Below are 24,133 nucleotides of genomic sequence, written 5' to 3' on the forward strand. Positions count from 1 at the left end.
CGATCCTTTTTTATCAATATTTGCGATTATAAATAATGGATTACAGTTATTACGTGTTTTTAACAAGTTTATAGATCAGTCATTTTTAGTTAACCGAATGGTCAGCTCTTCCAATTGTTCCTCACTTACGCTGCTTGGTGCATTGGTTAATAAATCAGATGCTGATGCGGTTTTAGGGAATAGAATCGTATCCCTTAAATTATTTCTTCCTGCAAGCAGCATGACAATTCTATCCAGTCCTAAAGCTACACCGCCATGGGGTGGTGCGCCGTATTCCAATGCTTCCAGTAAAAAGCCGAATTGTTCTTCGCTTTCTGCTTTGGTAAAACCAAGCATTTCAAACATCTCTTCCTGCTGTTTCTTTTGATGAATACGAATGGAGCCACCGCCCAGTTCATACCCATTTAATACCAGGTCATATGCATTGGCTTTTACGCTATCAGGACTGGTTAATAATTTATCTGCATCTTCCTCTGCCGGCGCGGTAAATGGGTGATGTGCTGCAAAGTACCTTCCTGCCTCTTCATCATATTCAAAGAGCGGCCAGTCTGTAACCCATAAGTAGTTGAATTTTGACGCATCAATTAAGTTCAATTCCTTTCCGAGTTTAAGACGAAGCTGACCCAGGCTGTCATAGACGACCGATTTTTTATCGGCGCCGAATAAGAGTAAATCTCCCTCTTTAGCTGAAGCTTTATCTATTAAAGCTGTTTGTTCCTCATCTGATAAAAATTTAGCTATCGGCCCATTCAGTCCTTCTCCTTCTACTTTCACCCACGCAAGACCTTTTGCGCCATAAACCTTTACAAAGTCTGTTAGTTTATCAATATCTTTTCTTGAATAATTTGCTGCTTCCCCTTTTACATTTAATAAACTGACGATTCCGCCCGATTCAATCGCTGATTGGAACACCTTGAATGATGAATTGGCGAGAATATCAGATACATGGATGAGTTCCATCTCAAATCGAGTATCTGGCTTATCTGAACCATACCGGCTCATTGCCTCGTCATAAGGTAATCGAGGGAAAGGTAGGTGAACTTCAATTCCCTTCACTTCTTTCATCACCCGCTGCATCATTTTTTCAGTCATTTCCATTATTTCATCACTAGTCATAAAAGAGGTTTCGATATCAATTTGTGTGAATTCCGGCTGTCTGTCCGCCCTCAGATCTTCATCACGAAAACAACGGGCAATCTGGTAATATGTTTCAAATCCGCCCATCATAATTAATTGCTTAAAAAGCTGCGGTGACTGTGGAAGCGCATAAAACTCCCCTCCGTGCACTCGGCTCGGCACTAAATAATCACGCGCTCCCTCTGGCGTACTTTTTGTTAAAATAGGCGTTTCCATTTCTAAAAATCCCTGGTCATTTAAAAAATTCCGTACAGTCTGTGTTGTCTGATGTCTTAACTTAAATGTTTTCTGTAATGAATGTCTCCGCAAATCGATATAACGGTATTTCAGTCTGAGGTCCTCTGCGGCTGCTTCTTCGTCTTTAATAGCAAAAGGAGGCGTTTTTGACTTATTTAATACATGTATGGCAGAGGCAAAAACTTCAATTTCCCCTGTTTCCATATTAGGGTTTACGGTATCTTTCTCCCGCTTTAAAACGGTTCCCTCGATTTCAACCACATATTCACTGCGGATTGTTTCGGCTGTTTCGAGTGCCTCCTTGGAATGGTCCGGGTTAAAAACGACCTGAATTAAACCGGTTTTATCCCGTAGATCAATAAATATTAAACCACCAAGATCACGTCGTTTTTGTACCCATCCTTTCAGCAATACATGCTGATCGACGTTTGACTCATTTAGTGTCCCTGCTAAAATTCTTTCACTCATGTCATTATCCTCCTATTGACTCCTTCAATCTATTTGCCAATTGCGCTAAAGGGATTTCCTCTTCATTTCCAGTTTCCAAATTTTTTACTTGAATTACATTTTTCTTTAGTTCATCATCGCCAAGAACGAGGGCAAACTTAGCTCCAAGTCGATCGGCTGCTTTAAATTGGGCTTTCATTTTCCGGTTTTGATAATCTTTATCAACTCGAATGTTTTGCTTGCGCAGTTCGTGGACGATCCGGACTGCTTCATTATTTACTTCATCGCCAAGTGAAATCATGTAGCAATCCAGGGCATCGTCAACGGGAATGCTGATATTTTCAGCTTCCAGTGCCATCAACAGCCGCTCCAACCCCATGCCAAAGCCTATGCCGGGGACATCTGGACCGCCAAGTTCTTCCGTGAGTCCATTGTATCTCCCGCCGCCAGTCAACGTTGTGATAGCGCCAAATCCTTCTGCCTCGCTCATAATTTCAAAAGCAGTGTGATTATAGTAATCAAGCCCTCTTACAAGATTTTTGTCCACTTCATAGTCAATGCCCATCAGGGTTAAATAGGTTTTTACTTGTTCAAAATATTCCATGGATTCCTCGTTTAAATAATCCAAAATGGAAGGGGCCGTTTTCATTGCCGGATGATCTTTATCTTTCTTGCAATCCAGAATCCTGAGTGGATTTTGCGTCAGTCTTACCTGGCAATCCGCGCATAGCTCTTCTTTATGTGGTGAGAAATGGTCAACCAGAGCTTGGCGGTGATTCTTTCTGCTCTCCTGATCACCCAATGAATTAATAACCAATTTCAGTGACTTCAGGCCAAGCTCTTGATAACAGGTCATGGCCAGATCAATTACTTCAGCATCAATAGCCGGATCGGCACTCCCCATTGCCTCTACCCCAAATTGGTTTAACTGGCGCATCCTGCCCTTTTGTGGACGCTCATAACGAAACATCTGAGCAAAATAATACAGTTTTACCGGCTGATTCGGATCACCGTGCATTTTATTTTCGACAAAAGCTCGTACGACCGAAGCTGTTCCTTCAGGTCTTAATGTGAGACTTCTGCCACCCCGGTCTTCAAAGGTATACATCTCCTTCTGAACAATATCCGTTGAATCCCCTACACCCCGTTGAAATACTTCCGTATGCTCAAAGAGCGGGGTCCGGATTTCCTTATAATGATATCTGTTGCACACATTTTTAATCGCTTCCTCTACAAATTGCCATTTTGCCGCTTCAACCGGCAAAATATCCACCGTACCACGTGGAGCTTTAAAGCTCATCATCATAACCCCCTTAAAAATATAAAAAACTCCCGATCCCTATAAAAAGGGACGAGAGTTTACCCGCGTTGCCACCCTGGTTGGTGCAATTATAGCACCCACTTAAACAGTTAACGCCTGTCATACGTTCATATCTACATCAGTTTTCGATATCAACCCTTAGGAGTGTCGTTCGCTAAGTCATCATGTGAAAATATTTTCAGCCAATGATATTTTCTCTCTGTTCATGTGGATCCTAACTACTTATTCCGTCATCGGTTTTGTTATTATTAATCGTATTCTTGAATGACTATTATATTAATCAATGGTGAAAGGAATGTCAAGTCCGGTTTATCTTTTTTTTCAACTTATTCACTTCTCCGATGGTCAAACCAAATTCCTGGGCAATTTCCATACTGTTAGCATGCTCCTCCATCTCCATGAACTTATGTAAATTAACGCCAAAGACTTCTTTGTTATTATTGGAAACCCATTGTTTTTCATGGCTGCGCATAACTATTCCTCCCTTTAAATTTACTTGGACGAGAATAGTTTTGCCTAAAGAACGTGTTTTTATTATAATTAGGATATCTAAAATATATTACCTGGGGTGGAATCATGTCAACATTACATAGAACGATCATCATTACGATACTTGCTCTTTTTTTCATCCAATTTAACATACAGCCAGCATATGCTGATGATGCAGTAATAAATGCAGATGATTTAAATATCAGAAGTGGACCTGGCACAGCGTTTGAACCAATTGGACAGGCTAATACAGGGGATACTTACCCGCTTGTTTCACAGGAAGGAAATTGGATTGAAATTCAATTGGAAAGTGACACCGGCTGGGTTGCCGTGGATTTTGTCACGATAGAATCTGAATCAATTGATAACGTGGAGAATTCCAATCAAACATCCATTACTATCTCAAACGATAATACCCAAATACGCAATGGCCCCTCAACAGAGAATGATATCATCTACTTTGCAGAAGAAGACAGTCGATATGATGTTACAGGGGAAACAGATGGATGGTATGAAGTATCCGGAGATGGCGTGGAAGGTTATATTTATAAAAACCTGATTAAACAGCCGGAATCCAATTCCCCGGGGTTTAAGGATAAAACGATTGTTATTGACCCGGGACACGGCGGCAGAGATGTTGGCGCCATCGGAGCAAGTGGCGCATTTGAAAAAGATTTCGCATTCTTAACCGCGCAAGAACTAAAACAGGAACTGGAGATTCTTGGTGCGAATGTGCAGATGGCAAGACCGGATGATGAATTCGTATCACTAGGCAGCAGAATCAGCTTTTCAAACACAATGAACACCGATGCTTTTATAAGTATTCACTATAATAGTGTTCCAGAATTGCCTGAGGTAACAGGAATTGAAACCTATTATTACCAGGAACAAAATGAAAACCTTGCTTCCTACATTCAATCGGAGCTGATTAAAGCGACAGCTGCAAATGACCGGGGTATAACACAGGAAAATTACCTCGTCATCATGCAAAATGTAAAACCCGCTGTACTTGTTGAATTAGGATTTATATCGAATGAAGATAAAGAAGATCTGCTCACTACTATTGGCTACCAAAAGAAAATTGTCAGCGGTATTATTAACGGACTAGGCAAATACTTTGCTTATGAATAACAAGACGGGGTTGTCTCATTAGTCTTAAACAGACTTGTGACGGGCAGCCCTTTTATATATGGTCCTTCCGGAGCGCTTCTCCGACACATGACTTCATCCTAATCTGCGGTATCGCTTACCAGAGAGGCCTTCTCTGACACATGACTTCATCATAAAAACCGGTATCGCATACCTGAGAGACCTTCTCTGACACATGACTTCATCATAAAACCCGGTATCGCATACCAGAGAGACCTTCTCTGACACATGACTTCATCATAAAAACCGGTATCACATACCAGAGAGGCCTTCTCTGACACAATAACTAAGTGGAAAACACCTCAGCCTATCCCTCAGAGAGAACCACCGCTCTAAAGCAAAAAAACCGATGAGAAATCTTATTTTCTGCATCGGTTTTCTATCAGAAAGAAATTGGCACACGCGCTTCCTTTCTATTTATCCTTACTATCGATGATCAATGTAACAGGCCCGCTGTTTGTTAACTGAACGTCCATCATCTCGCCAAAGCTGCCTGTTTCAACATGTAACCCTTGTTCTTTCATCAGCTGATTAAATTTCTCATAATAGCTAAGGGCCTCGTCCGGTTTTGCTGCTTTCGTAAAACTTGGACGTCTCCCCTTTTTTGTATCTCCATACAGGGTAAATTGGGAAATGGATAATACACTCCCGCCAACATCGATCAATGAACGATTCATTTTATTATTTTCATCTTCAAAAATACGTAGATGAATAATTTTATTCACAAGGTATTTTGCATCTTCCAATGTATCTTCATGGGTGACGCCGAGGAGCACCGTTAAACCATGATCAATCTCCCCAACTTTTTCACCGTGAACAGACACACTTGCATCTTTAACTCGCTGAATTACCGCCTTCATTCATCCAAACCCCTTTACATCCAACATACTTGACAGAAACAAACCGTTTAGTCTTTCACAATCTTTTCATATCTTCATTTACCAGCTTAATGAAGTGTACGGGTAACGGTGTAAACATCTCTAATCTGTTTAATCCGGTCTACAATACTTCGTAAATGACTCGTGTTCTGAATCAAAATTGTCAGCTGGATAAAAGCCATTCTGTTTCTGTCAGACCTGCCGTTAACAAATGTAATGTTTGTTTTGGTTTCATTTACCGCCTGCAGTACTTCATTTACTAAGCCTCGCCTGTCATACCCTGAGATTTCCAGATCAACATGATATTGTTTTTGATTTGTATGGCTTCTTTCCCATTCTACATGAATGTGACGTTCTTTCGCTTCTTCTGTTTGTACATTTGGACAATCTGCTCTGTGAACAGAAACGCCTCTTCCTTTTGTTATATAGCCTGTGATTTTATCCCCCGGAACCGGATTGCAGCATTTGGATAAACGCACTAACAGGTTGTCCACCCCTGCTACTTTGACTCCGGAATCTTTTTTCTGCAATTTTTTCTGATTCACATCTGTTGTTTTTACATCTTCTATCGCCTCAGCAAGGTCCTGTTCCTGCTGTCTTTCACTACGGATTTTATCTGTCATGCGGGTTGCAACTTGTGCTGCGGTGATCCCCTGGTAACCAACTGCCGCATACATATCATCTTCATTGCTGAAATTAAATTTCTCAAAAACTCGCTGCAAATTATCCCGGGTCAGTGCTTGTTTAGGATTAATCGAAAATGAACGGATTTCTTTCTCTACTGCTTCTTTTCCTTTGGCGATATTTTCATCACGTTTTTGCTTTTTAAAAAACTGTTTTATTTTATTTTTGGCTTGCGATGTCTGTGTAAGCTTTAACCAGTCTGTGGATGGTCCGTAAGAATGCTTAGAAGTCATCACTTCCACGATGTCGCCATTATTCAAATGATAATCCAATGGCTCCATCTTCCCGTTAACTTTTGCTCCTACCGTTTTGTTCCCGATTTCCGTATGGATTTTATAGGCAAAATCAAGCGGTACAGAACCTTTTGGAAGTTCGATAACATCTCCTTTTGGTGTGAAAACATATACCATATCGGAAAACAAATCAATTTTTAATGTTTCCATAAATTCTTCGGCATCATGCGTTTCATTTTGCCATTCCAGAATTTCCCTGAACCAGCTTAATTTCTGTTCATACGATTCCTTATTTTTATTTACCATTTTGCCTTCTTTATATGCCCAATGGGCTGCAATCCCGTATTCGGCAATTTGATGCATTTCCTTTGTCCGAATTTGCACTTCTAAAGGATCACCTTTTGGACCAATAACCGTTGTATGCAATGATTGGTACAGGTTTGGCTTCGGCATTGCAATGTAATCTTTGAATCTTCCTGGCATCGGTTTCCAGCATGTATGGATAATTCCCAGGACAGCATAACAGTCTTTGATACTGTTTACTAAAATTCTCACAGCAAGCAAGTCGTATATTTCATTAAATTGCTTATTCTGCTTCGTCATTTTGCGGTAAATGCTATATAAGTGCTTTGGTCTTCCTGACATATCCGCTTCAATATTTACCTTTTTCAGCTGGTTGGAAACTTCATCCATAACATCTTCAATATAGGATTCCCGCTCTTCCCTCTTTTGTTTCATTAATTGAACAATACGGTAATATTGCTTAGGGTTTAAGTAACGCAGCGCTGTATCTTCAAGCTCCCATTTTATAGTGGAAATACCTAACCGATGAGCTAATGGCGCAAAAATTTCCAGTGTTTCATTGGATATACGGAATTGTTTTTCCGGCCGCAAAAACTTTAATGTGCGCATATTATGCAAGCGGTCAGCCAGTTTTATTAAAATAACGCGAATATCCTTTGCCATTGCCACAAACATTTTTCGATGGTTTTCTGCTTGAATTGCTTGCTGGGATTTATATTTAATTTTCCCAAGCTTGGTTACACCATCTACAAGCATAGCCACTTCATGATTAAATGCCGTCTCAATTTCCTCGAAAGTAATTTCCGTATCTTCGAGCACATCGTGTAAAAATCCGCCTGCAATCGTTTCGGTATCCATTTCTAAATCCACAAGAATACCTGCTACCTGAACAGGATGCACGATGTAAGATTCCCCTGATTTACGGAATTGATCTTTATGCGCCTCTTCCGCAAATTCATAGGCTTTCCAAAGAAACGCAACATCTTCTGCGGATAGAAATTTTTTTGCTGTATTTATGATTTCTTCAATTGTTAAAATGTCATCTTTGGCCATATAATCACCTTGTCTGTATTACAATTTTCTCTCTATATAGAAAAAAGGAGCCTATTTTCTCCTTACTTCATTTAGATAATCAAAACCTATTGTCTTTGTCTAAACATGATCGTATTATTGATTATATGCTTTTCTCGCTTTTATGTACAATTATATATTTTATTAAGAAGCTGGGACAGAACCTGAGAAAACATTAAAAAGACAAACAATCTACTATGATAGCTCCGGAAATATACGTAGACTCCTGCGGGAGGTCGGCTAAGTTCGGTCAAGTCCTGTGACCAACGCCGACACTCGCACATCCTGGGATTGCGTCGGCATCGGTGAGATCCCGGAGTGCGTTGATAAGGAAGGCCGACTAAAACCGCCCTTTGCGGGCAACGTCGTCATACTCCTTGTCGGGGCAAGGAGGCTCACCGGCCACCCGCTGCAAAGAAGACACTATGAAAACAACCAACGGGCGTTTGAATAGATGTCGCACTTATGTCCGCGGAAAGCGTAGTATATTTCCGGAGGTTTTTAAGTGCAAGTTTAGTTGTTCAGATTTTTGTTTACTACAATTGTTCTGTCCAAGCCTCTTAATGAAACTTATTCGTATCGCATTAATGTTAAAACGTCATAACCTTCCAGCTTAGTAATCCCTTCCAGATAACCCAATTCAATAAAAAATGCACATCCTACAACAATGCCGCCGAGCTGTTCCACAAGATTTATCGTTGCTTCAATTGTTCCGCCGGTAGCGAGTAAATCATCAGTTATTAATACACGCTGCCCAGGTTTGATGGCATCTTTATGAATGGTTAAGACATTCTCTCCGTATTCTAGTCCATAATCTACTTTAATTACATCTCGGGGAAGTTTTCCTTCTTTTCTTACTGGTGCAAACCCCACCCCCAGTGCATAGGATACCGGGCAGCCTATAATAAAGCCACGCGCTTCCGGTCCGACTACAGTATCAATTTGTTTTTCTCTCGCATAATCTACAATTTCATCAATTGCTGATTTAAATGCTTCTCCATTTTCCATTAATGGGGTAATATCCTTAAATTTAATTCCTTCCCTTGGCCAATCTTCTACAATTTTAATATGTTGTTTATAATCCATACACTACTCCCTCCTTGGGACTTTTTATATAATCTATACTGTTTGAGAACCATTTTTTTAAATCGGTATAGCTTGAATAATATAATGTTTTTTCTAATTCCATTTTATGCAGACGTTTTTGGTATATAGAAGACACACTCAAGTCTTTTTTAGCTGGTTGATTGTTTATATTTATGGTGCCTTTTTCTATATTCACAAACCCGAGTTCCTGAAAGACCTGGAACATAAATATCACTTGTTCTTTTTTCCAGCCACGGGCTTTCATAATGTTTCCAATTGCTTTTTTGACCTCCAGCTGTTTTTGCTTCATCAGTACAACGTAGAGCCATTTGAAATCCTCTCGTGAAGGAAGTGCCTGCAGGTAGCTGCTGTTTTCAAGATAATAGCAGACATATATGTTCTCAGGCATTGCGGTTTCAATTACATTTTTTAATTCCTGCAGGTTCTCTGGCAGTGTAAAGAGATATACAGTATTAGTTTCCGGAATGTCTTCCGTATCCGTTTGATATGTAATCTGCCTTGCATGCTGATAATGGTTATACACTTGACTATTTATGATTAGAGAAGCTGGATCATCATGCACAACATTTTGCAGATCCATCTGTTTTTTTCCTCTATAATCAAATAGCTGCCATTCATCTATTTTCATGTCCTTGAACATTATTTGGGCTTTTCTATTACCATTCCATTCATTAATCCCGAGTTCACCGACAATGGAAATCTTCGTTTCACTTGTTAACTTGGTATAAAGTTCACCCAGCCCGAAACCAATGCCATCTAATTGAACCTCGTTTTCTTTAAATTGAAGCTTCAGATGATTTTTTTTCGCTCCAATTTGCCTTGCTTCAGATGGTTCTGCTTTTATTTCAACAAGCGGCTTGGGGTTTTTCATTCCAAATGGCGCGAGCTTATTTATATCATTAATAAGTGTCTCATTTATTTCACTGATTGATAAAGTCTGGCTGATTTCAAGCATTTGTTTAAAATCATTTGCTGAAAGCTGACTTAAAATCCGCTGCTTTAGTCCCTTTTCTAATTGTTTCACATTTTCATATGGTAAAGTCATTCCGGCAGCTTGTGCGTGCCCTCCAAAATGGGTAAACAGATCTCTAACTTCCATACAGTTGGCAAATAGATCAAATGCCGGAATACTTCTGGCAGATCCCTTTACCTCATTCGTTTCTGGTTTATAAGCCATTACGATAGCTGGTCTGTCATATTTTTGTACAAGTCTTGAGGCAACGATGCCGAGCACACCTTCATTCCAGCCCTCTTTATAAACGATGATTACCGGCTGTTCATTTATACCGGTAACAACCATCTCTTCTGCTTCTTTTACAATTTCTGCAACTATTTGCTGTCTTTCCTGATTGAGCTGCTGGACTTCCTCTGCAATTTGAGCTGCTTCCTCTGGCTCCTCCGTCATAAATAACTGTACAGCCAAGCCAGCATCCTGAAGCCTGCCAACTGCATTAATTCTTGGTCCAAGTAAAAAACCGACATCTTCTTCTGTTACTTTACCCTCTATGTTACACAGTCGTTTTAAGGCTTTAATGCCCTTATTCGATGTCTCTGTGAGTGCTTTCAGTCCGTAATAGGCTATTATACGGTTTTCATTGATTAATGGAACCAGATCCGCAATCGTTCCAATTGCTGCGAATCCTAATAAATGTTTTGGAAAATAACCAAGCAGTTTTTCAGCAAATTTAAATGCAACACCAACACCCGCCAGCTCCTGAAAAGGATAATTCGGGGAGTGTTTTGGATGAATAATCGCATAAGCATCCGGTAATGTTTCCTGTATTTCATGATGGTCGGTAATAATTAAATCGATTCCCAACTCTTTTGCTATTTCCGCTTCATGTATAGAAGTAATGCCTGTATCTACTGTGATGATTAATTGGAATCCGTGATGATGCGCCCTTCTAAATGCTTCTTCATTTGGCCCATATCCTTCATTAAAACGATTAGGTATGTAAAAATCACAATCAGCGCCAAGTTCTTTCAGTGCTTTTAAAAGTACTGTCGTTGAACTCACCCCATCCGCATCGTAATCTCCATAGATGAGTATTTTTTCCTGATGTTCAACAGCATCATGTACACGCGCTGCAGCTTTTTCAATCATAGAAAGCCGTTCAGGCTGATATAAAGCTTCTAGAGACGGAGAAAGAAAATCAGATGCTGCTTGCTCTGTTGTTATTCCTCTCTGCAGTAAAAGACGCTGGATTACAGGGGAATAACCAATGGATTCATCCATCCACTGATTGACTTCATCACTATGTAAGTATTTCCAATTTGCTTTACTCTGTAACATAAAATTCACCCCTGACCCACCTATTATACAAAAGTGAGACAAGGGTAGCAATGAACTTCCTCTTTTTTTAGATAGACGATTAACATTGATCTATAATTCTAATCATCTTTTGGATCTTTATTAGAAATTTCATGCTTATGTTTATCTAATAATCCCTTGTTTTTCAAAGTTTTTCGCATGTTATCATTTTCTGTTTTCATGAGACGATTTTCCTTCTGCAGCTGAAAGACTTTTACTGTTCCGGCTGTACCGGTAATAATTCCGCCCATTAATACAGAGAAAAGAATGACCAGTATTAATGGAGATTCAGCACTCCAGAACAAATAATTAACCTCCACGGCTTCCACATTCGTAACAGCAAAAACGGCAACGATAATGACTAAAACAATAGATAAGATGACGTACGTTTGTCCCTTCATTCTGATGTCTCCCTTCTTTTCCGGTTCGAAAAATCTCATTTTTTTTCGTAAAAAAATGGCTTCTTTCTTAAATTACCCATTTTCTCTGTATACTAAGCAAAAGGCTATTCATTTGACTAGCAGCCAATTAGAATAGCCTTTCTTCATTGATATTATACTTGTGGCCCTTCCACACGTTTCTTTTTCGTAAAATCAATCGGTTTTTCCTTAATATTTTTCCCTCGCCATACAAGCCAGAGCTGCGCGGCCAGGAATAATGAAGAATACGTACCTGCAATTAATCCTACTGCCAGTGCAACGGCAAATCCGAAAATGGACTGAGCGCCCAATACTAAAAATGCCAGAACTGCAATTAACGTACTGAAAGAAGTATTAATACTACGTGTAAAAGTTTGTATGATACTTTTGTTTACAATAGAGGCAAGCTCCTTAAACGACTTCACACGTTTCTTCCTGCGTACATTTTCCCTGATTCTGTCAAAGGTGACAATGGTGTCATTTATTGAATAACCAACAATTGTCAATACCGCCGCCACAATGGTTACATCAAATTCAATCCTTGTGAGACTAAATACTACGAGTATGAAAAATGCATCATGCAATAGGGCAATGATTGCCGTAATGGCAAAGAAAAACTCAAAACGGAAGGTGACATAAATAATCATAAACACTGCTGCAATGGCTACTGCATAAATCGCATTTTTCACCAGTTCTTCCCCAACGATCGGAGAAACAACGCCGACACTTGGTTCATTTCCGTATTCGGCTATAAAGTATTCATTAACTTCCGTTATTTTACTGTCATCCAATACAGTATCAAATCTTGCGGCAGCTCTTTCATCATTTTCACCTGAAAGTACAACTGATTGTGCTTCCAGGTTAAGTGCTGCAAGTCCTTCTTCCACTTCTTCTGCAGTCAAACTTTCTTCTGCAAGTATTTCAATTCTGGAGCCGCTTGTAAAATCTATTCCCGGATTGAGCTGGAACAAAAGAAGTGAGACTGTTCCAAGCAAAACCATCAAAACAGACACTAAAATGAATTTTTTTCTATGCTGTACAATATTCGGCGTCCGGTTAAAAATGACTGGCTCAGGTTCTTCTTTTACCGAGATTTCCTGAATGTCATCGTTCTTCACGCCAAACCATGTTTTCCTATTATTCAAGAAGCGGCTTTTCACCCATAGACTAAGGAAAAATCTTGTACCAAATACTGCTGTCAGGAAACTGACTAAAATACTTACAATCAACATCGTAGCAAACCCTTGGACAGAGCTTGTACCGAAGATAAATAATACAACGGCTGCCAGCATGGTTGTTATATTAGCATCTAAAATGGCAGACAGCGAATTCTTTGTCCCCGTCTTAAATGCAGCCATGACTGATTTCCCTGTCCTCAGTTCTTCCTTAATTCGTTCAAAAGTGATAATATTGGCGTCTACAGCCATACCAACACCTAGAATCAATGCAGCCAGACCCGGCAGCGTCAGCACACCATTCATTAATTCAAACACCAATAACACAATATAAATGTAAATAATTAAATTAACTGCAGCTATCATCCCCGGAAAACGATATATAGCAATGATAAACAGCAGAATGATGCCGATACCCACAAAAGCAGCTAAAACGGTTTGATTTAAAGCCTGTTCACCAAACTGTGCTCCAACAGATGTGGAAAAAATTTCATTCATATGTACAGGCAATGATCCGGAGTTAATGATATTTGCCAATTGCTGTGCTGATTCCACAGTGAAATTACCGCTGATCATCACATTTGTTGTATTCAGGGGTTCTGACACACTAGGCGCAGAAACATATTTTGGATCTTCTTTTGTCATTTCCTCCCTGAAAGAGTCACCTTCCTGGTAGTCCATCCAGATAACCAGTAAATTATCCGGCACCCCTTTATTCATAATTTCCGTAGTTACTTCGGCAAATTCCGATGCATCTTGTAATTGCAGTGTCACAATAGGTGCATTCGTATTTGGATCAAAATCCTGTCTTGCACTACCCTCTTCTACATCTGAACCATCCAGCATTTCATTATCATCCACATCACGGAACGAGAGCCTGGCAGAGGTTGACAGCAATTCCCGCGCCTCTGTTTGATTTTCTACACCTGCGAGCTGAACACGTATCCGGTCTTCCCCTTCAATATCTATACTCGCTTCACTTATACCTAATCGGTTAACACGATCATTCAATGTCTGAACTGTCGATTCCATCAGGGTTCTGTCAATTTCCTGCCCTTCATCCACCGGTTCAACCTCATATAATACTTCAAATCCGCCCTGTAAATCCAAACCTAAATTAATATCTTTCGCAATACCTGTAACCGTTGTTCCAATCGTTATAAATAAGGCGGCAACGATTAGAAAAAAGGCAACAATTCTGCCCCTCTTTTTCATTTAATACATTTCCTCCCTTTTTGACTGCGCATAAAAAATACCTATGTACTAGTTCTTCATCTCTTTCTCATTTTCCTGCATAACTGCAGAAATTGAATCCATTAAATCTGAACTTTGATACACTTTTAAGGTGAGATGATTCATATAAATCGTTGCACTCAGATGAAAAATATCCTGTATAACTTCATGGAGTCTCTTTTCAGGATCACCTTTCCAGACCTTTTGCTCAAGACAACGCCAAATTTCTTCTTTTGTTGCCTTAGAATAACCCATTAAATGAAATTCACTTTCCTTAGATTCCAGTGCAGGAAGAACTGTTTCCTTCCATTCCGACACCTTTCGTACAATCTCCATTTATGTAAACCTCCTCCTCAGGAGAATTCGTTTTTAACTTGTCATGCTTGGCCACTCATCTTGCATATATATCATTGTATATGAAATTTTTAATTTTGAGAAGGCAGGTCGACGATAATGACCAAACAAACTTTTTTACAAGGTACACTTATATTAATTGCAGCCGGTATGATTACACGCTTTCTTGGTTTTATTAACCGAATTGTCGTTGCCCGCTTAATGGGAGAAGAAGGGGTTGGCCTTTATATGATGGCACTTCCTACCTTATTTCTCGTCATGACCTTAACACAACTCGGGCTCCCTGTAGCCATATCAAAAAGAGTTGCCGAAGCAGAGGCGCTGAATGACCAGCAAAAAGTTAAAAGAATACTCGTCGTTTCCTTAGTGATCACTGGCATTTCCAGTATCATTTTCACCACAGTCATGATTGTTTCTGTACCATACATCGCCTCCACTTTGTTAACTGATGATAGGACATTATATCCATTACTCGCTATCAGTCCCATTGTGCCTATTGTCGCCATCAGCTCTGTGCTCAGAGGTTATTTTCAGGGAAAGCAAAATATGAAGCCGCAAAGCTATTCACAAGTCATCGAACAGATTGTACGAATTACCTTAGTTGCTGTGTTTGTGAAACTTCTTCTCCCTTACGGTGTCGAATTTGCAGCGGCAGGTGCGATGTTCAGCATCATTATAGGCGAATTTGTCTCCCTGTTATATATGATTTATCAATTTAAACGAAATAAAACCATGAAAGTTCGTAAACAGTTCTTCTCTTATTTAAAATCGAGCAAAGCAACCCTTAAAGAATTATTTTCAATCGCTCTGCCAAGTACAGGCAGTCGCGTGATCAGCTCCATATCCAATTTCCTTGAGCCGATACTAGTCGCCCAAAGCCTGGCCATTGCCGGGGTTTCCAGCACGCTAGCCACAAAACAATATGGTGAGTTGACAGGCTATATTTTGCCGCTTTTATTTTTGCCGACCTTTATTACGCATTCATTGTCTGTAGCTTTGGTCCCTTCCATATCAGAAGCAGAGGCGAATCTAAACAAACAACTTGTTCATTACCGAATACATCAGTCGGTCAGAATATCCTTTGCTTCAGGTGCACTAGCAACCATTGTGCTATCCATTTTTTCTGTACCTATTCTATCATATATGTATGGTACAGCGAATGCCAGTCACTTTTTGGTTTTAATGGCTCCTTTTTTTATTTTACTTTATATTCAAGCACCATTACAAGCAACTTTACAGGCATTGGATCTTGCACGATCAGCAATGTGGAACAGTTTAATAGGGGCAGGCTGTAAATTATTCGTTTTATTTTTCCTGGCTTCCAACCCCAGTTTTGGCATTAAAGGTGTGGCCATTGCCATGTCGGCAGGTGTAGTCCTGGTGACATTATTACACTTAGCGACACTATATAAAACAATCCGATTCCGCATACCATTTTTGGATGTTGGTAAAATGGTTTTATTACTGCTTTTGACTTGGCAAACAGGCTCCCTGATTAAAAATATATATGATAATCTTGTACCAAATCTGTTCCTGTTCCTATTTTCATTATGTGCTCTTACGCTAATATATATGTTTTTCCTTTTTCTTTTAAAATTCATTACAAAGGATGAGCTGAGACAGATTCCTATTATCCAAAGATGGGTATAAGAAGGCGCAAGTGCTCGGTTAGTGATGTGTGGACTGTGCTCTAAGTTCAGATGTATTCCCGGACTACCGCTGTTTTGACATAGCAAGCAAATATAATAAAAACCTGGCACTCGTTTTAAGTGTCAGGTCTTTTACTTTCGGTTTAAGTGCTGAATAAAATGGGCTTGCTTTTAAGCTCCCATATACGGTAATAAATAACGGAAATAGACGTATATAGTCGCAATAGTAAGGGATATGAGTACAATCGGGATTCCGTAAAGCATAAAACGAATAAATGGTATTCTTTGGTTTGCTCCCTCAGCAAGTCCTGCCACTACCACATTTGCAGAAGCTCCGACCAAGGTTGCATTTCCGCCGAGACATGCACCCAACGCCAGCGACCACCATATTGGATCCAAATATACCATACCATAGCTTTCAAATTCTTGGACAACCGGGATCATCGCAGCAACGAAGGGGATATTATCAACGATTCCAGAAGATAAGCCGGATACCCATAAAATAAGCAATGCTGTTTTTGCATAATCTCCGTCAGTCGTCATGACAATAATTCTCGTTATTTCATCAATGATGCCTGCTTCCTGCAGACCGCCAACTAGCATAAATAGTCCAATAAAGAAAAATAATGTTACCCACTCTACTTTTTCAAATATGCGTTCTGTTGCCATTTCTTTTTCTGTCAGCAATAATAGCAAAATAGCACCTGATAATGCAATAATCGTTAAATCAACATGTACAAAGGCATGCATTAAAAAACCTGTAATCGTTATAAGTAAAACAGTAATTGACTGATAAAGCATGGGGGTTTTCTTTAAATGGGCATGGGCGTCCAGATTCAGCAGTTCTTCCTTTTCAGACGCTGATTTTTTCAGTGACTTACGGAATATAACGTATAGACCTCCGCAAAGAAATAAAAACAAAATAATAGCCAGTGGTGCCATATGAATAATAAAAGAAATAAAAGTAAGGTGTTCCACTGCCTGTCCGATCATGATGTTTGGCGGATCACCGATTAATGTTGCAGCCCCGCCTATATTCGAACTGAAAATAATTGCCAAAAGATAAGGGAATGCAGGCAGTTTTAACAGCTTAGTTATTTTAAGCATAATGGGTACGAAGATGAGCACCGTTGTTACGTTATCAAGTAATGCAGAGCCAACTGCCGTTAGTACCGACGCACCCATTAATAAAGGCATGGGCTTCCCTCTAACTGATTGGGCAAACCGGATTGCAATATAGGCAAATAAGCCGGTTTTTTCTGTTATTGCAATTAAAATCATCATGGAAAACAAAAGTGCGATCGTATTCCAGTCAATATAATGGATAAAAGCATCCTCTGTCGTATAAACCCCGGTAAGTAATAATAATGCACTGCCGGTAAGTGCGACCACTGCACGATTAATCCGATCCGTCATAATAAATATATAGCTGACAACAAATATAATGCTTGCAAGAACAATATCCATCTTTCACCTGCTTTCCTATGAAGATCACGTTCTATTTGGCTGACTTTTTTATCAGGCTATTTTGTATAGTTTGTTGCTATTCCACACTTAACACGATTACACTCGCTCTCAGCTGCAAAGATGCGACCTTTATTCAAACTTCCGTTGGTCGTTTCCGCAGTGTCTTCTTTACCGGTACGGCTTGTGAGCTCCCGCAGAGCCTACGTATATTCGGGTTGCTAACAGGCAATATATGCCTTAAGTCTGCTTCAAAAAAACTCCCTTTTAGAAAACTTCTTTTCACTAAATCTCTGTACCCTAAAGTACAAGGGCTGCCAAGAAAACTAAATTCATTATCATAAACTATCTATTAACGGAATACCAAGCTTTCTAAAACGGCTGGCCTGTTCATGAAGCAATAGGACAAACCTTCTCATACCACTATATGTAATAAAAGGTGTAAATATTTTATTCTATTTTTAAAAGAAATGAATAGGATTAATATAAATGGACAATCATAGGGGGGATATTGGTGGGGAGACATCAATTTATCGGATTATTGTATGGATGGATTATTGTACTTGGGTTAATTCTTTTGGCAAGTGTTGTTTTAGGTTTTCTTCTGCGGTTTACCACTTTCCATGATCCTGCACTGACGTGGATTGCATTGGTAATTGGATTATTGTCATTATTCATAGGCGGGCTTGTTGCCGGGATAAAGGGGAAGGAAAAAGGTTGGGTTACCGGCATATTAACCGGGCTCGGTTTCACTTTATTTACATTCCTTGTTCAATATTTAGGATTTCAGCAGGGATTTTCCATGGAACAAACCATTCATCATGCAGTATATGTACTTGCAGCACTTTTTGGCGGTGTTATAGGTGTAAATATATTAAGCTCCCAAAACTAAAAGAAGGCTGTCCAAAGTTGTATCACTTGGGACAGCCTTTTTCATTTTGATGAGCTGCTCACTTTTTTGAAACAATAAATTATTGCTTCACTTCACGTATTGCTGAACGGTCATATGTAAGTTTTGTACCGTCACCTGATTGAATCACGATTGTATCCTCATCAATGGCATGAATAGATCCATGCATACCGCCAATTGTGATTACTGAATCACCTTTTTGCAGATCTGCCTGCATTTGTCTTACTTGCTTCTGACGTTTTTGCTGTGGACGAATTAACAAGAAGTAAAATATCACAAACATTAAGATTATCGGTGATAATGAAATTAACAATTCCATGTATGTTCCCCCCTTTCACACGTTTGTGCTAGAAATTCCTCGCATTTGGCTTATTAAAACCATACTGCTCAAAAAATTCCTCTTTATAGTCACCAAGACGATCATCGCTTATCGCTTCTCGTACTTGCTCCATTAATTTTAACAGAAAATGCAGGTTATGATAAGTAGTAAGTCTAAAACCAAAAGTTTCATTGCATTTTATTAAATGACGGATATATGCTCGGCTGTAATTTTTGCACACATGACAGTCACAATTCTCATCTATTGGTCCAAAATCACGGCTGTAAGCTGCATTTCTTACGACAAGTCTTCCATTCGAGGTCATGCATGTCCCATTTCTGGCAATTCTTGTCGGAAGAACACAATCAAACATATCGATACCCCGGATCGCTCCGTCGATTAAAGCATCAGGTGATCCTACTCCCATTAAATATCGGGGTTTGTCTGCTGGCAATGATGGCGTTGTAAATTCCAATACACGATTCATTACATCTTTAGGTTCCCCAACTGAAAGTCCTCCAATAGCATAACCAGGAAAATCTAATGACACGAGATCCTTGGCGCTCTGTTTTCTTAATGCTTCATATTCCCCGCCCTGAATAATTCCGAATAACCCTTGTGTATATTTATTTTCATGTGCGCTTAAACATCTTTCAGCCCAGCGGGATGTGCGTTCCACCGATTTTTCCATGTAATCATATGATGCAGGGAATGGCGGACACTCATCAAAAGCCATCATAATATCTGAACCAAGCGCATTTTGAATCTGCATAGCTTTCTCTGGGGACAGAAACATCTTCTCCCCGCTTAAATGGTTTCTAAAGTGAACGCCCTCTTCCTTTATTTCACGCATATCACTTAAACTGAACACCTGAAAACCACCAGAGTCCGTCAAAATTGCACCATCCCAGTTCATAAATTTATGGAGTCCGCCTGCTTCCCGTATAATATCCTCCCCGGGACGCAGCCATAAATGATACGTGTTGGATAATATAATCCTTGCATCCATTTCTTTTAATTCTTCCGGGCTCATAGTTTTTACCGTAGCCAGTGTTCCAACAGGCATGAATGCAGGTGTATCAAATGAACCATGCGGTGTGTGAACTCTTCCAAGTCTGGCACCTGTTTGTCTACAGGTTTTAATGTATTCATATGTTATAGGTGTCATATTTTATTCGTTCCTTTTTATAAAATTAACATGGCATCACCGAAACTGAAGAAACGGTAACGCTTCTGAACAGCTTCCTGATACGCATTAAGAATCGTTTCTCTGTCAGCAAGTGCACTGACAAGCATAATCAGTGTCGATTTCGGTAAATGAAAGTTCGTAATCAATCCATCCACTGCTTTAAAATCATAGGGAGGATATATAAAAATATCTGTCCAACCGCTTGCTTCCTTGAAAACACCTTGATTATCTCTCATGATCGTCTCCAATGTTCTCGTAGAGGTTGTTCCTACAGAAATAATTTTCCCGCCGCTTTGCTTAACTTTATTTAACTTCTCAGCTGCACCTGCTGACACATGATAAAATTCAGCGTGCATTTTATGTTCTTCAATGGTTTCTGCACTGACCGGCCGAAAAGTGCCAAGTCCGACATGGAGCGTGATAAAGACAATGTGTACACCCTTATCCCTTATTTCTTCCAGTAATTCATTCGTAAAATGCAAGCCTGCTGTTGGAGCGGCAGCAGAACCTTCTTCCTTTGCAAAGACCGTCTGGTACCTTTCCTTTTCCGAAAGCTTCTCTTTTATATATGGAGGCAGTGGCATCTCACCCAGCTCATCAAGCACTTCATAAAAAATCCCGTCATAGGAAAATTCAAGAATTCTTCCTCCGTGTTCTTTTATGTCCGTACATGTTGCCTGCAATCTGCCATCACCAAAATGAATGACCGTTCCCGGTTTCACTTTTTTTGCTGGTTTTACAAGCACTTCCCATCTGTCTTTTTCCTGCTGATGGAGAAGCAGAACTTCCACATTTGCTTTTGTATCCTTCTTTGTTCCGAACAGCCTTGCCGGTAGAACCCGGGTATCATTCAGCACGAGACAGTCCCCTGCCGATAAATAATCTTTAATAGAAGAGAAATGTTTATGTTCCCTTTTATTTGTTTCCCTGTTTAATACGAGTAAACGGGATGCAGCCCTTTCCTTTAACGGGGTCTGGGCAATTAATGCTTCCGGCAGTTCAAAATCAAAATCTTCAATGTTCATGCTGTATCTCCTTTAACGAAACTTGCCTATAATAAAAAATATCAATGTCAAAATAATGCTGACAACAATAGAAGTCATGATTGGAAAATGGAATGAAAAGTTTCCTCTTCTAAAACTGATATCTCCCGGCAAGCGGCCAATAAAAGTCCAAAGTATTCCTATTACAAGGAAAATGATACCGAGTATAATAAACAGTTTGCCAAGATTCATTCCGTATCATTCACTTTCATACCAAAATGATGGTAAGCTTTTTCTGAAACAACTCTTCCCCTTGGCGTACGCTGAATGAACCCGAGCTGCAATAAATACGGCTCATATACATCTTCAATCGTCTGGGATTCCTCACCAATTGTTGCTGCGATGGAATCCAGACCGACCGGCCCGCCCTGATAATGTTCAATAATACCTTTTAATAATTTATGGTCAATATGGTCCAGACCTTCTCTATCTACTTGCAGCATCTTTAATGCCTCACCTGTTGTATCCAGACTGATTTCCTTTTCCCCTTTCACCTGAGAAATATCCCGGATGCGCTTTAACAGCCTGTTGGCAATTCGCGGTGTACCCCTGGACCTCCTGGCTATCTCCACCGCCGCTTCCTTTGTGACCGATGTTGCGAAAATTTCAGCGGTTCGCTCAATAATCGCACGTAAATCTTCTGTTTCGTAAAATTCCAATCTGCTTAAAACACCAAAACGATCTCTTAGCGGAGCAGATAACAAACCTGCTCTTGTTGTAGCCCCAACTAACGTAAATGGCGGCAAATCGATACGAACTGACCTGGCACTTGGACCGCTCCCAATTACAATATCCAAGAAGAAATCTTCCATGGCCGGGTATAATACCTCTTCAACTGATCTTGGCAAGCGGTGAATTTCATCAATAAACAAAACATCACCAGGCTCAAGCGAGGATAGAATGGCTGCAAGATCACCCGAACGTTCTATAGCAGGGCCTGAGGTAGACCGAAACTGAACACCCATTTCATTTGCGATAATCACTGCTAATGTTGTCTTCCCGAGTCCGGGCGGCCCATACAACAGCACATGATCCAGCGGCTCCTCCCGCATCTTTGCAGCCTGAATAAAAATACTTAAATTTTCTTTTACCTTTCGCTGACCAATATATTGCTTTAATTCATCCGGGCGAAGACTTAATTCTACTGGTTCATCCTCTTCTTGTATTTCTCCGGTAATCATGCGCTCTTCCACCATAATCCCCCTTCCTAATTTTTCACAAGCAATGCCAATGCTTTTCGGATAATTTCATCCGTATGTTCACTTTCCAATTTACGAAGGTCAGGCAAGACAGCTTTTATCTCTCTTTCCGTATAGCCCAGAGATATCAATGCTTCCTGTGCTTCCTGGATACTCGCGGTCATTTTTTCGCTTGTTTCTACTTTTCCATCTTCCCTGTTTGAAATAGAAATTTCTGTAGTCAGCTTGCCTTTTAAATCAAGGATAATCTGTCTGGCTGTTTTTTTGCCGACACCCGGGAATCCTGTTAAGTATTTTTCGTCTTCCTGTTCTATCGCACTGACAAAGTCCCCGATATTAACTGTACCCAGGATAGCCAATGCTCCTTTTGGTCCAATGCCTGAAACGGAAATCAGCTTAGTAAATAAGTATTTTTCATCACTATCTTTAAATCCATAAAGCAGTTGCTGATCCTCCCGCACATAATGATATGTATGAATTAATAAATTTTCATTTAATCTTGATTGAAAATCAAATGGGTTAGGACAGATAATTTCATAGCCCATACCTTGAACGTCCATAATAACAGCATCATCCTGTACCTGGGTAAGCTTCCCCTTTATATATGCAATCATTTCTTCTTCTCCTTTATTTTCTATCTCTTATTTTAACACATAAGAGGAATAACGCTAATGCATCACATCTTCTTGGCTGAGTAAAAAGAAACTTCTATTTAAAAATAGAAGTTTTTATGCCTACGATTATTCAGATGCCTCCAGGTTATGATGGATATCCTGCACATCCTCATTTTCTTCCAAGGTGTCGATCATATTGTCAAGTTTCTCCTCGTCCTCTTCTGAAACTTGATTATAGTTTTGGGGAAGCATAGTTAATTCAGAATCGGCAATAACATAATCCTGATCCATTAAATAATTGAGAACGTCTTGAAAGTCTTCCGGTGCAGTAAATATTTCGTATGAATCGTTTTCAACTGTGATATCTTCTGCTCCTGCTTCCAACGCATCCATTGTGATGGTATCCTCGTCAATATTTCCATCTTCATTTGCAATGATAATATATCCCTTCCTGTCAAACATGAAGGAAACACTACCGTTTTCTCCAAGGTTCCCGTCATTTTTTTTGAAAGCATGACGAACCTCTGCTGCTGTTCTATTTTTATTGTCTGTCAGGACATGAACGATGACTGCTACACCACCTGGCCCATAGCCTTCATAGGTTATTTCTTCAAATGTGGCCCCGTCCAGGGCGCCTGTTGCCTTTTTAATGGCACGGTCAATATTATCATTAGGCATATTATCCGCTTTTGCTTTATCTATTGCTGTCCTCAAGGAGGCATTCATTGATATATCTCCGCCCCCCTCTTTGGCTGCCTGGTATATTTCTTTGGCATGACGCATAAAAATTTTGCCCTTTTTTGCATCTTGGGCATTTTTTCTTCTTTTTATATTATTCCACTTAGAATGACCTGCCACCGGACATTCTCCTCTCTACCATAGTGAATCCGCGATAAATTACTTTACTTACTATATCAGAAATTCAGCCAATCATAAAGTGAAACTTCATTCAGTGGGGGTTTAGGCCTACAGGACGTAGGTCATGCAGACGTTGCCACAATGTATTTCGGTGGGACGAGGAACCACTGTACCGTAGTCCCAGGACGTGGCGATTTTAGTCTGCGTTCCCCCCATCCCCCACTGAAACAACCATGGCTATGCTACGCATCGCCACCAACTACCATGAAAATGAATTTCTAAACGAAATAGAAGTATTCATTTAGAAAAATATGGAGATATAGTTAATAACAATACGACC

The 24,133-nt window shown here is 39.9% G+C and carries 21 protein-coding genes and 1 other annotated feature; of the genes, 3 read left to right on the plus strand and 18 right to left on the minus strand.

All coding sequences use genetic code 11. The features are described 5' to 3' along the window. Positions 1–75 precede the first annotated feature (75 nt). From aspS to ACDX78_RS10095, 3 genes are all read right to left on the minus strand, one after another. A complete protein-coding gene (aspS, locus tag ACDX78_RS10085; RefSeq protein WP_486027508.1) occupies positions 76–1,842 on the minus strand; it encodes an aspartate--tRNA ligase in 1,767 nt (588 codons plus the stop codon). Positions 1,843–1,846: 4 nt separating this feature from the next. Then, positions 1,847–3,121 carry a histidine--tRNA ligase gene (hisS, locus tag ACDX78_RS10090; protein ID WP_486027510.1) on the minus strand — a complete coding sequence of 425 codons (1,275 nt, stop codon included), beginning with the start codon at positions 3,119–3,121 and terminating at the stop codon, positions 1,847–1,849. A 44-nt stretch (positions 3,122–3,165) separates the two neighbouring features. Further along, positions 3,166–3,385 (minus strand) — a binding site (T-box leader). Positions 3,386–3,440: 55 nt separating this feature from the next. Next, positions 3,441–3,614, minus strand: coding sequence for a hypothetical protein (locus ACDX78_RS10095; RefSeq protein ID WP_486027512.1), 174 nt, complete (start codon positions 3,612–3,614; stop codon positions 3,441–3,443). A 104-nt stretch (positions 3,615–3,718) separates the two neighbouring features. Here ACDX78_RS10095 and ACDX78_RS10100 point away from each other — a divergent pair, with 104 nt between their 5' ends. After that, entirely contained in the window at positions 3,719–4,762 is a 1,044-nt protein-coding gene (locus tag ACDX78_RS10100) for an N-acetylmuramoyl-L-alanine amidase family protein (RefSeq protein ID WP_486027514.1), read from the plus strand. 431 nt (positions 4,763–5,193) lie between these two features. On the opposite strand, the gene dtd is transcribed toward ACDX78_RS10100, so the two are convergent. From dtd to ACDX78_RS10135, 7 genes are all read right to left on the minus strand, one after another. Then, positions 5,194–5,640, minus strand: a complete 447-nt coding sequence (gene dtd, locus ACDX78_RS10105) for a D-aminoacyl-tRNA deacylase (RefSeq protein WP_486027516.1) — start codon at positions 5,638–5,640, stop codon at positions 5,194–5,196. Positions 5,641–5,726: 86 nt separating this feature from the next. After that, positions 5,727–7,931 (minus strand): RelA/SpoT family protein, encoded by a 2,205-nt coding sequence (locus ACDX78_RS10110; protein WP_486027518.1) that lies wholly within the window; start codon positions 7,929–7,931, stop codon positions 5,727–5,729. Between the two features lie 588 nt (positions 7,932–8,519). After that, the gene (locus ACDX78_RS10115) at positions 8,520–9,035 is read right to left on the minus strand and encodes an adenine phosphoribosyltransferase (RefSeq protein WP_486027520.1); all 516 of its coding nucleotides are present in this window, start codon (positions 9,033–9,035) and stop codon (positions 8,520–8,522) included. Continuing rightward, a complete protein-coding gene (gene recJ, locus ACDX78_RS10120; protein WP_486027522.1) occupies positions 9,025–11,349 on the minus strand; it encodes a single-stranded-DNA-specific exonuclease RecJ in 2,325 nt (774 codons plus the stop codon). Before recJ ends, ACDX78_RS10115 begins: the two co-directional genes overlap by 11 nt. 98 nt (positions 11,350–11,447) lie before the next feature. Further along, positions 11,448–11,768: a LapA family protein gene (locus ACDX78_RS10125; RefSeq protein ID WP_486027524.1), complete on the minus strand. Its 321-nt coding sequence runs from the start codon at positions 11,766–11,768 to the stop codon at positions 11,448–11,450. A 152-nt stretch (positions 11,769–11,920) separates the two neighbouring features. Beyond that, the gene (gene secDF / locus ACDX78_RS10130) at positions 11,921–14,176 is read right to left on the minus strand and encodes a protein translocase subunit SecDF (RefSeq protein ID WP_486027526.1); all 2,256 of its coding nucleotides are present in this window, start codon (positions 14,174–14,176) and stop codon (positions 11,921–11,923) included. Between the two features lie 48 nt (positions 14,177–14,224). Continuing rightward, positions 14,225–14,530: a post-transcriptional regulator gene (locus ACDX78_RS10135; protein WP_486027528.1), complete on the minus strand. Its 306-nt coding sequence runs from the start codon at positions 14,528–14,530 to the stop codon at positions 14,225–14,227. Positions 14,531–14,647: 117 nt separating this feature from the next. On the opposite strand from ACDX78_RS10135, the gene spoVB reads away from it, so the two are divergent. Continuing rightward, positions 14,648–16,198, plus strand: a complete 1,551-nt coding sequence (gene spoVB, locus ACDX78_RS10140; RefSeq protein WP_486027530.1) for a stage V sporulation protein B — start codon at positions 14,648–14,650, stop codon at positions 16,196–16,198. Between the two features lie 170 nt (positions 16,199–16,368). On the opposite strand, the gene ACDX78_RS10145 is transcribed toward spoVB, so the two are convergent. Further along, the gene (locus tag ACDX78_RS10145; RefSeq protein WP_486027531.1) at positions 16,369–17,664 is read right to left on the minus strand and encodes an ArsB/NhaD family transporter; all 1,296 of its coding nucleotides are present in this window, start codon (positions 17,662–17,664) and stop codon (positions 16,369–16,371) included. 511 nt (positions 17,665–18,175) lie between these two features. Between ACDX78_RS10145 and ACDX78_RS10150 the strand changes: the two genes are divergently transcribed. Then, complete coding sequence (locus ACDX78_RS10150; RefSeq protein WP_486027533.1) at positions 18,176–18,553, plus strand: TIGR04086 family membrane protein; 378 nt, start codon at positions 18,176–18,178, stop codon at positions 18,551–18,553. 79 nt (positions 18,554–18,632) lie between these two features. Here ACDX78_RS10150 and yajC read toward each other — a convergent pair whose 3' ends face one another. The 7 genes from yajC to ACDX78_RS10185 all read right to left on the minus strand — a co-directional run bounded on the left by yajC (position 18,633) and on the right by ACDX78_RS10185 (position 23,793). After that, complete coding sequence (gene yajC / locus ACDX78_RS10155; RefSeq protein ID WP_486027534.1) at positions 18,633–18,890, minus strand: preprotein translocase subunit YajC; 258 nt, start codon at positions 18,888–18,890, stop codon at positions 18,633–18,635. A gap of 28 nt (positions 18,891–18,918) precedes the next feature. Beyond that, the gene (gene tgt / locus ACDX78_RS10160; protein ID WP_486027536.1) at positions 18,919–20,058 is read right to left on the minus strand and encodes a tRNA guanosine(34) transglycosylase Tgt; all 1,140 of its coding nucleotides are present in this window, start codon (positions 20,056–20,058) and stop codon (positions 18,919–18,921) included. A gap of 17 nt (positions 20,059–20,075) precedes the next feature. Continuing rightward, the gene (queA, locus tag ACDX78_RS10165; RefSeq protein ID WP_486027537.1) at positions 20,076–21,104 is read right to left on the minus strand and encodes a tRNA preQ1(34) S-adenosylmethionine ribosyltransferase-isomerase QueA; all 1,029 of its coding nucleotides are present in this window, start codon (positions 21,102–21,104) and stop codon (positions 20,076–20,078) included. Between the two features lie 12 nt (positions 21,105–21,116). Then, positions 21,117–21,314 (minus strand): DUF2905 domain-containing protein, encoded by a 198-nt coding sequence (locus ACDX78_RS10170; protein WP_486027539.1) that lies wholly within the window; start codon positions 21,312–21,314, stop codon positions 21,117–21,119. Continuing rightward, entirely contained in the window at positions 21,311–22,315 is a 1,005-nt protein-coding gene (gene ruvB / locus ACDX78_RS10175; protein ID WP_486027541.1) for a Holliday junction branch migration DNA helicase RuvB, read from the minus strand. Before ruvB ends, ACDX78_RS10170 begins: the two co-directional genes overlap by 4 nt. Positions 22,316–22,329: 14 nt before the next feature. Further along, a complete protein-coding gene (gene ruvA / locus ACDX78_RS10180) occupies positions 22,330–22,935 on the minus strand; it encodes a Holliday junction branch migration protein RuvA (RefSeq protein ID WP_486027543.1) in 606 nt (201 codons plus the stop codon). A 126-nt stretch (positions 22,936–23,061) separates the two neighbouring features. Next, the gene (locus ACDX78_RS10185) at positions 23,062–23,793 is read right to left on the minus strand and encodes a YebC/PmpR family DNA-binding transcriptional regulator (protein WP_486027545.1); all 732 of its coding nucleotides are present in this window, start codon (positions 23,791–23,793) and stop codon (positions 23,062–23,064) included. Positions 23,794–24,133 lie beyond the last annotated feature (340 nt).

Origin of the sequence: Virgibacillus oceani (genome assembly GCF_041521345.1) — a bacterium.
GTDB lineage: Bacteria > Bacillota > Bacilli > Bacillales > Amphibacillaceae > Virgibacillus_N > Virgibacillus_N oceani_A.

Bases quoted from the DNA above. Each gene is read 5' to 3' on its own strand.
- aspS (WP_486027508.1), bottom strand. From the start codon at position 1,842: ATGAGTGAAAGAATTTTAGCAGGGACACTAAATGAGTCAAACGTCGAT.
- hisS (WP_486027510.1), bottom strand. From the start codon at position 3,121: ATGAGCTTTAAAGCTCCACGTGGTACGGTGGATATTTTGCCGGTTGAA.
- ACDX78_RS10095 (WP_486027512.1), bottom strand. From the start codon at position 3,614: ATGCGCAGCCATGAAAAACAATGGGTTTCCAATAATAACAAAGAAGTC.
- ACDX78_RS10100 (WP_486027514.1), top strand. From the start codon at position 3,719: ATGTCAACATTACATAGAACGATCATCATTACGATACTTGCTCTTTTT.
- dtd (WP_486027516.1), bottom strand. From the start codon at position 5,640: ATGAAGGCGGTAATTCAGCGAGTTAAAGATGCAAGTGTGTCTGTTCAC.
- ACDX78_RS10110 (WP_486027518.1), bottom strand. From the start codon at position 7,931: ATGGCCAAAGATGACATTTTAACAATTGAAGAAATCATAAATACAGCA.
- ACDX78_RS10115 (WP_486027520.1), bottom strand. From the start codon at position 9,035: ATGGATTATAAACAACATATTAAAATTGTAGAAGATTGGCCAAGGGAA.
- recJ (WP_486027522.1), bottom strand. From the start codon at position 11,349: ATGTTACAGAGTAAAGCAAATTGGAAATACTTACATAGTGATGAAGTC.
- ACDX78_RS10125 (WP_486027524.1), bottom strand. From the start codon at position 11,768: ATGAAGGGACAAACGTACGTCATCTTATCTATTGTTTTAGTCATTATC.
- secDF (WP_486027526.1), bottom strand. From the start codon at position 14,176: ATGAAAAAGAGGGGCAGAATTGTTGCCTTTTTTCTAATCGTTGCCGCC.
- ACDX78_RS10135 (WP_486027528.1), bottom strand. From the start codon at position 14,530: ATGGAGATTGTACGAAAGGTGTCGGAATGGAAGGAAACAGTTCTTCCT.
- spoVB (WP_486027530.1), top strand. From the start codon at position 14,648: ATGACCAAACAAACTTTTTTACAAGGTACACTTATATTAATTGCAGCC.
- ACDX78_RS10145 (WP_486027531.1), bottom strand. From the start codon at position 17,664: ATGGATATTGTTCTTGCAAGCATTATATTTGTTGTCAGCTATATATTT.
- yajC (WP_486027534.1), bottom strand. From the start codon at position 18,890: ATGGAATTGTTAATTTCATTATCACCGATAATCTTAATGTTTGTGATA.
- tgt (WP_486027536.1), bottom strand. From the start codon at position 20,058: ATGACACCTATAACATATGAATACATTAAAACCTGTAGACAAACAGGT.
- queA (WP_486027537.1), bottom strand. From the start codon at position 21,104: ATGAACATTGAAGATTTTGATTTTGAACTGCCGGAAGCATTAATTGCC.
- ACDX78_RS10170 (WP_486027539.1), bottom strand. From the start codon at position 21,314: ATGAATCTTGGCAAACTGTTTATTATACTCGGTATCATTTTCCTTGTA.
- ruvA (WP_486027543.1), bottom strand. From the start codon at position 22,935: ATGATTGCATATATAAAGGGGAAGCTTACCCAGGTACAGGATGATGCT.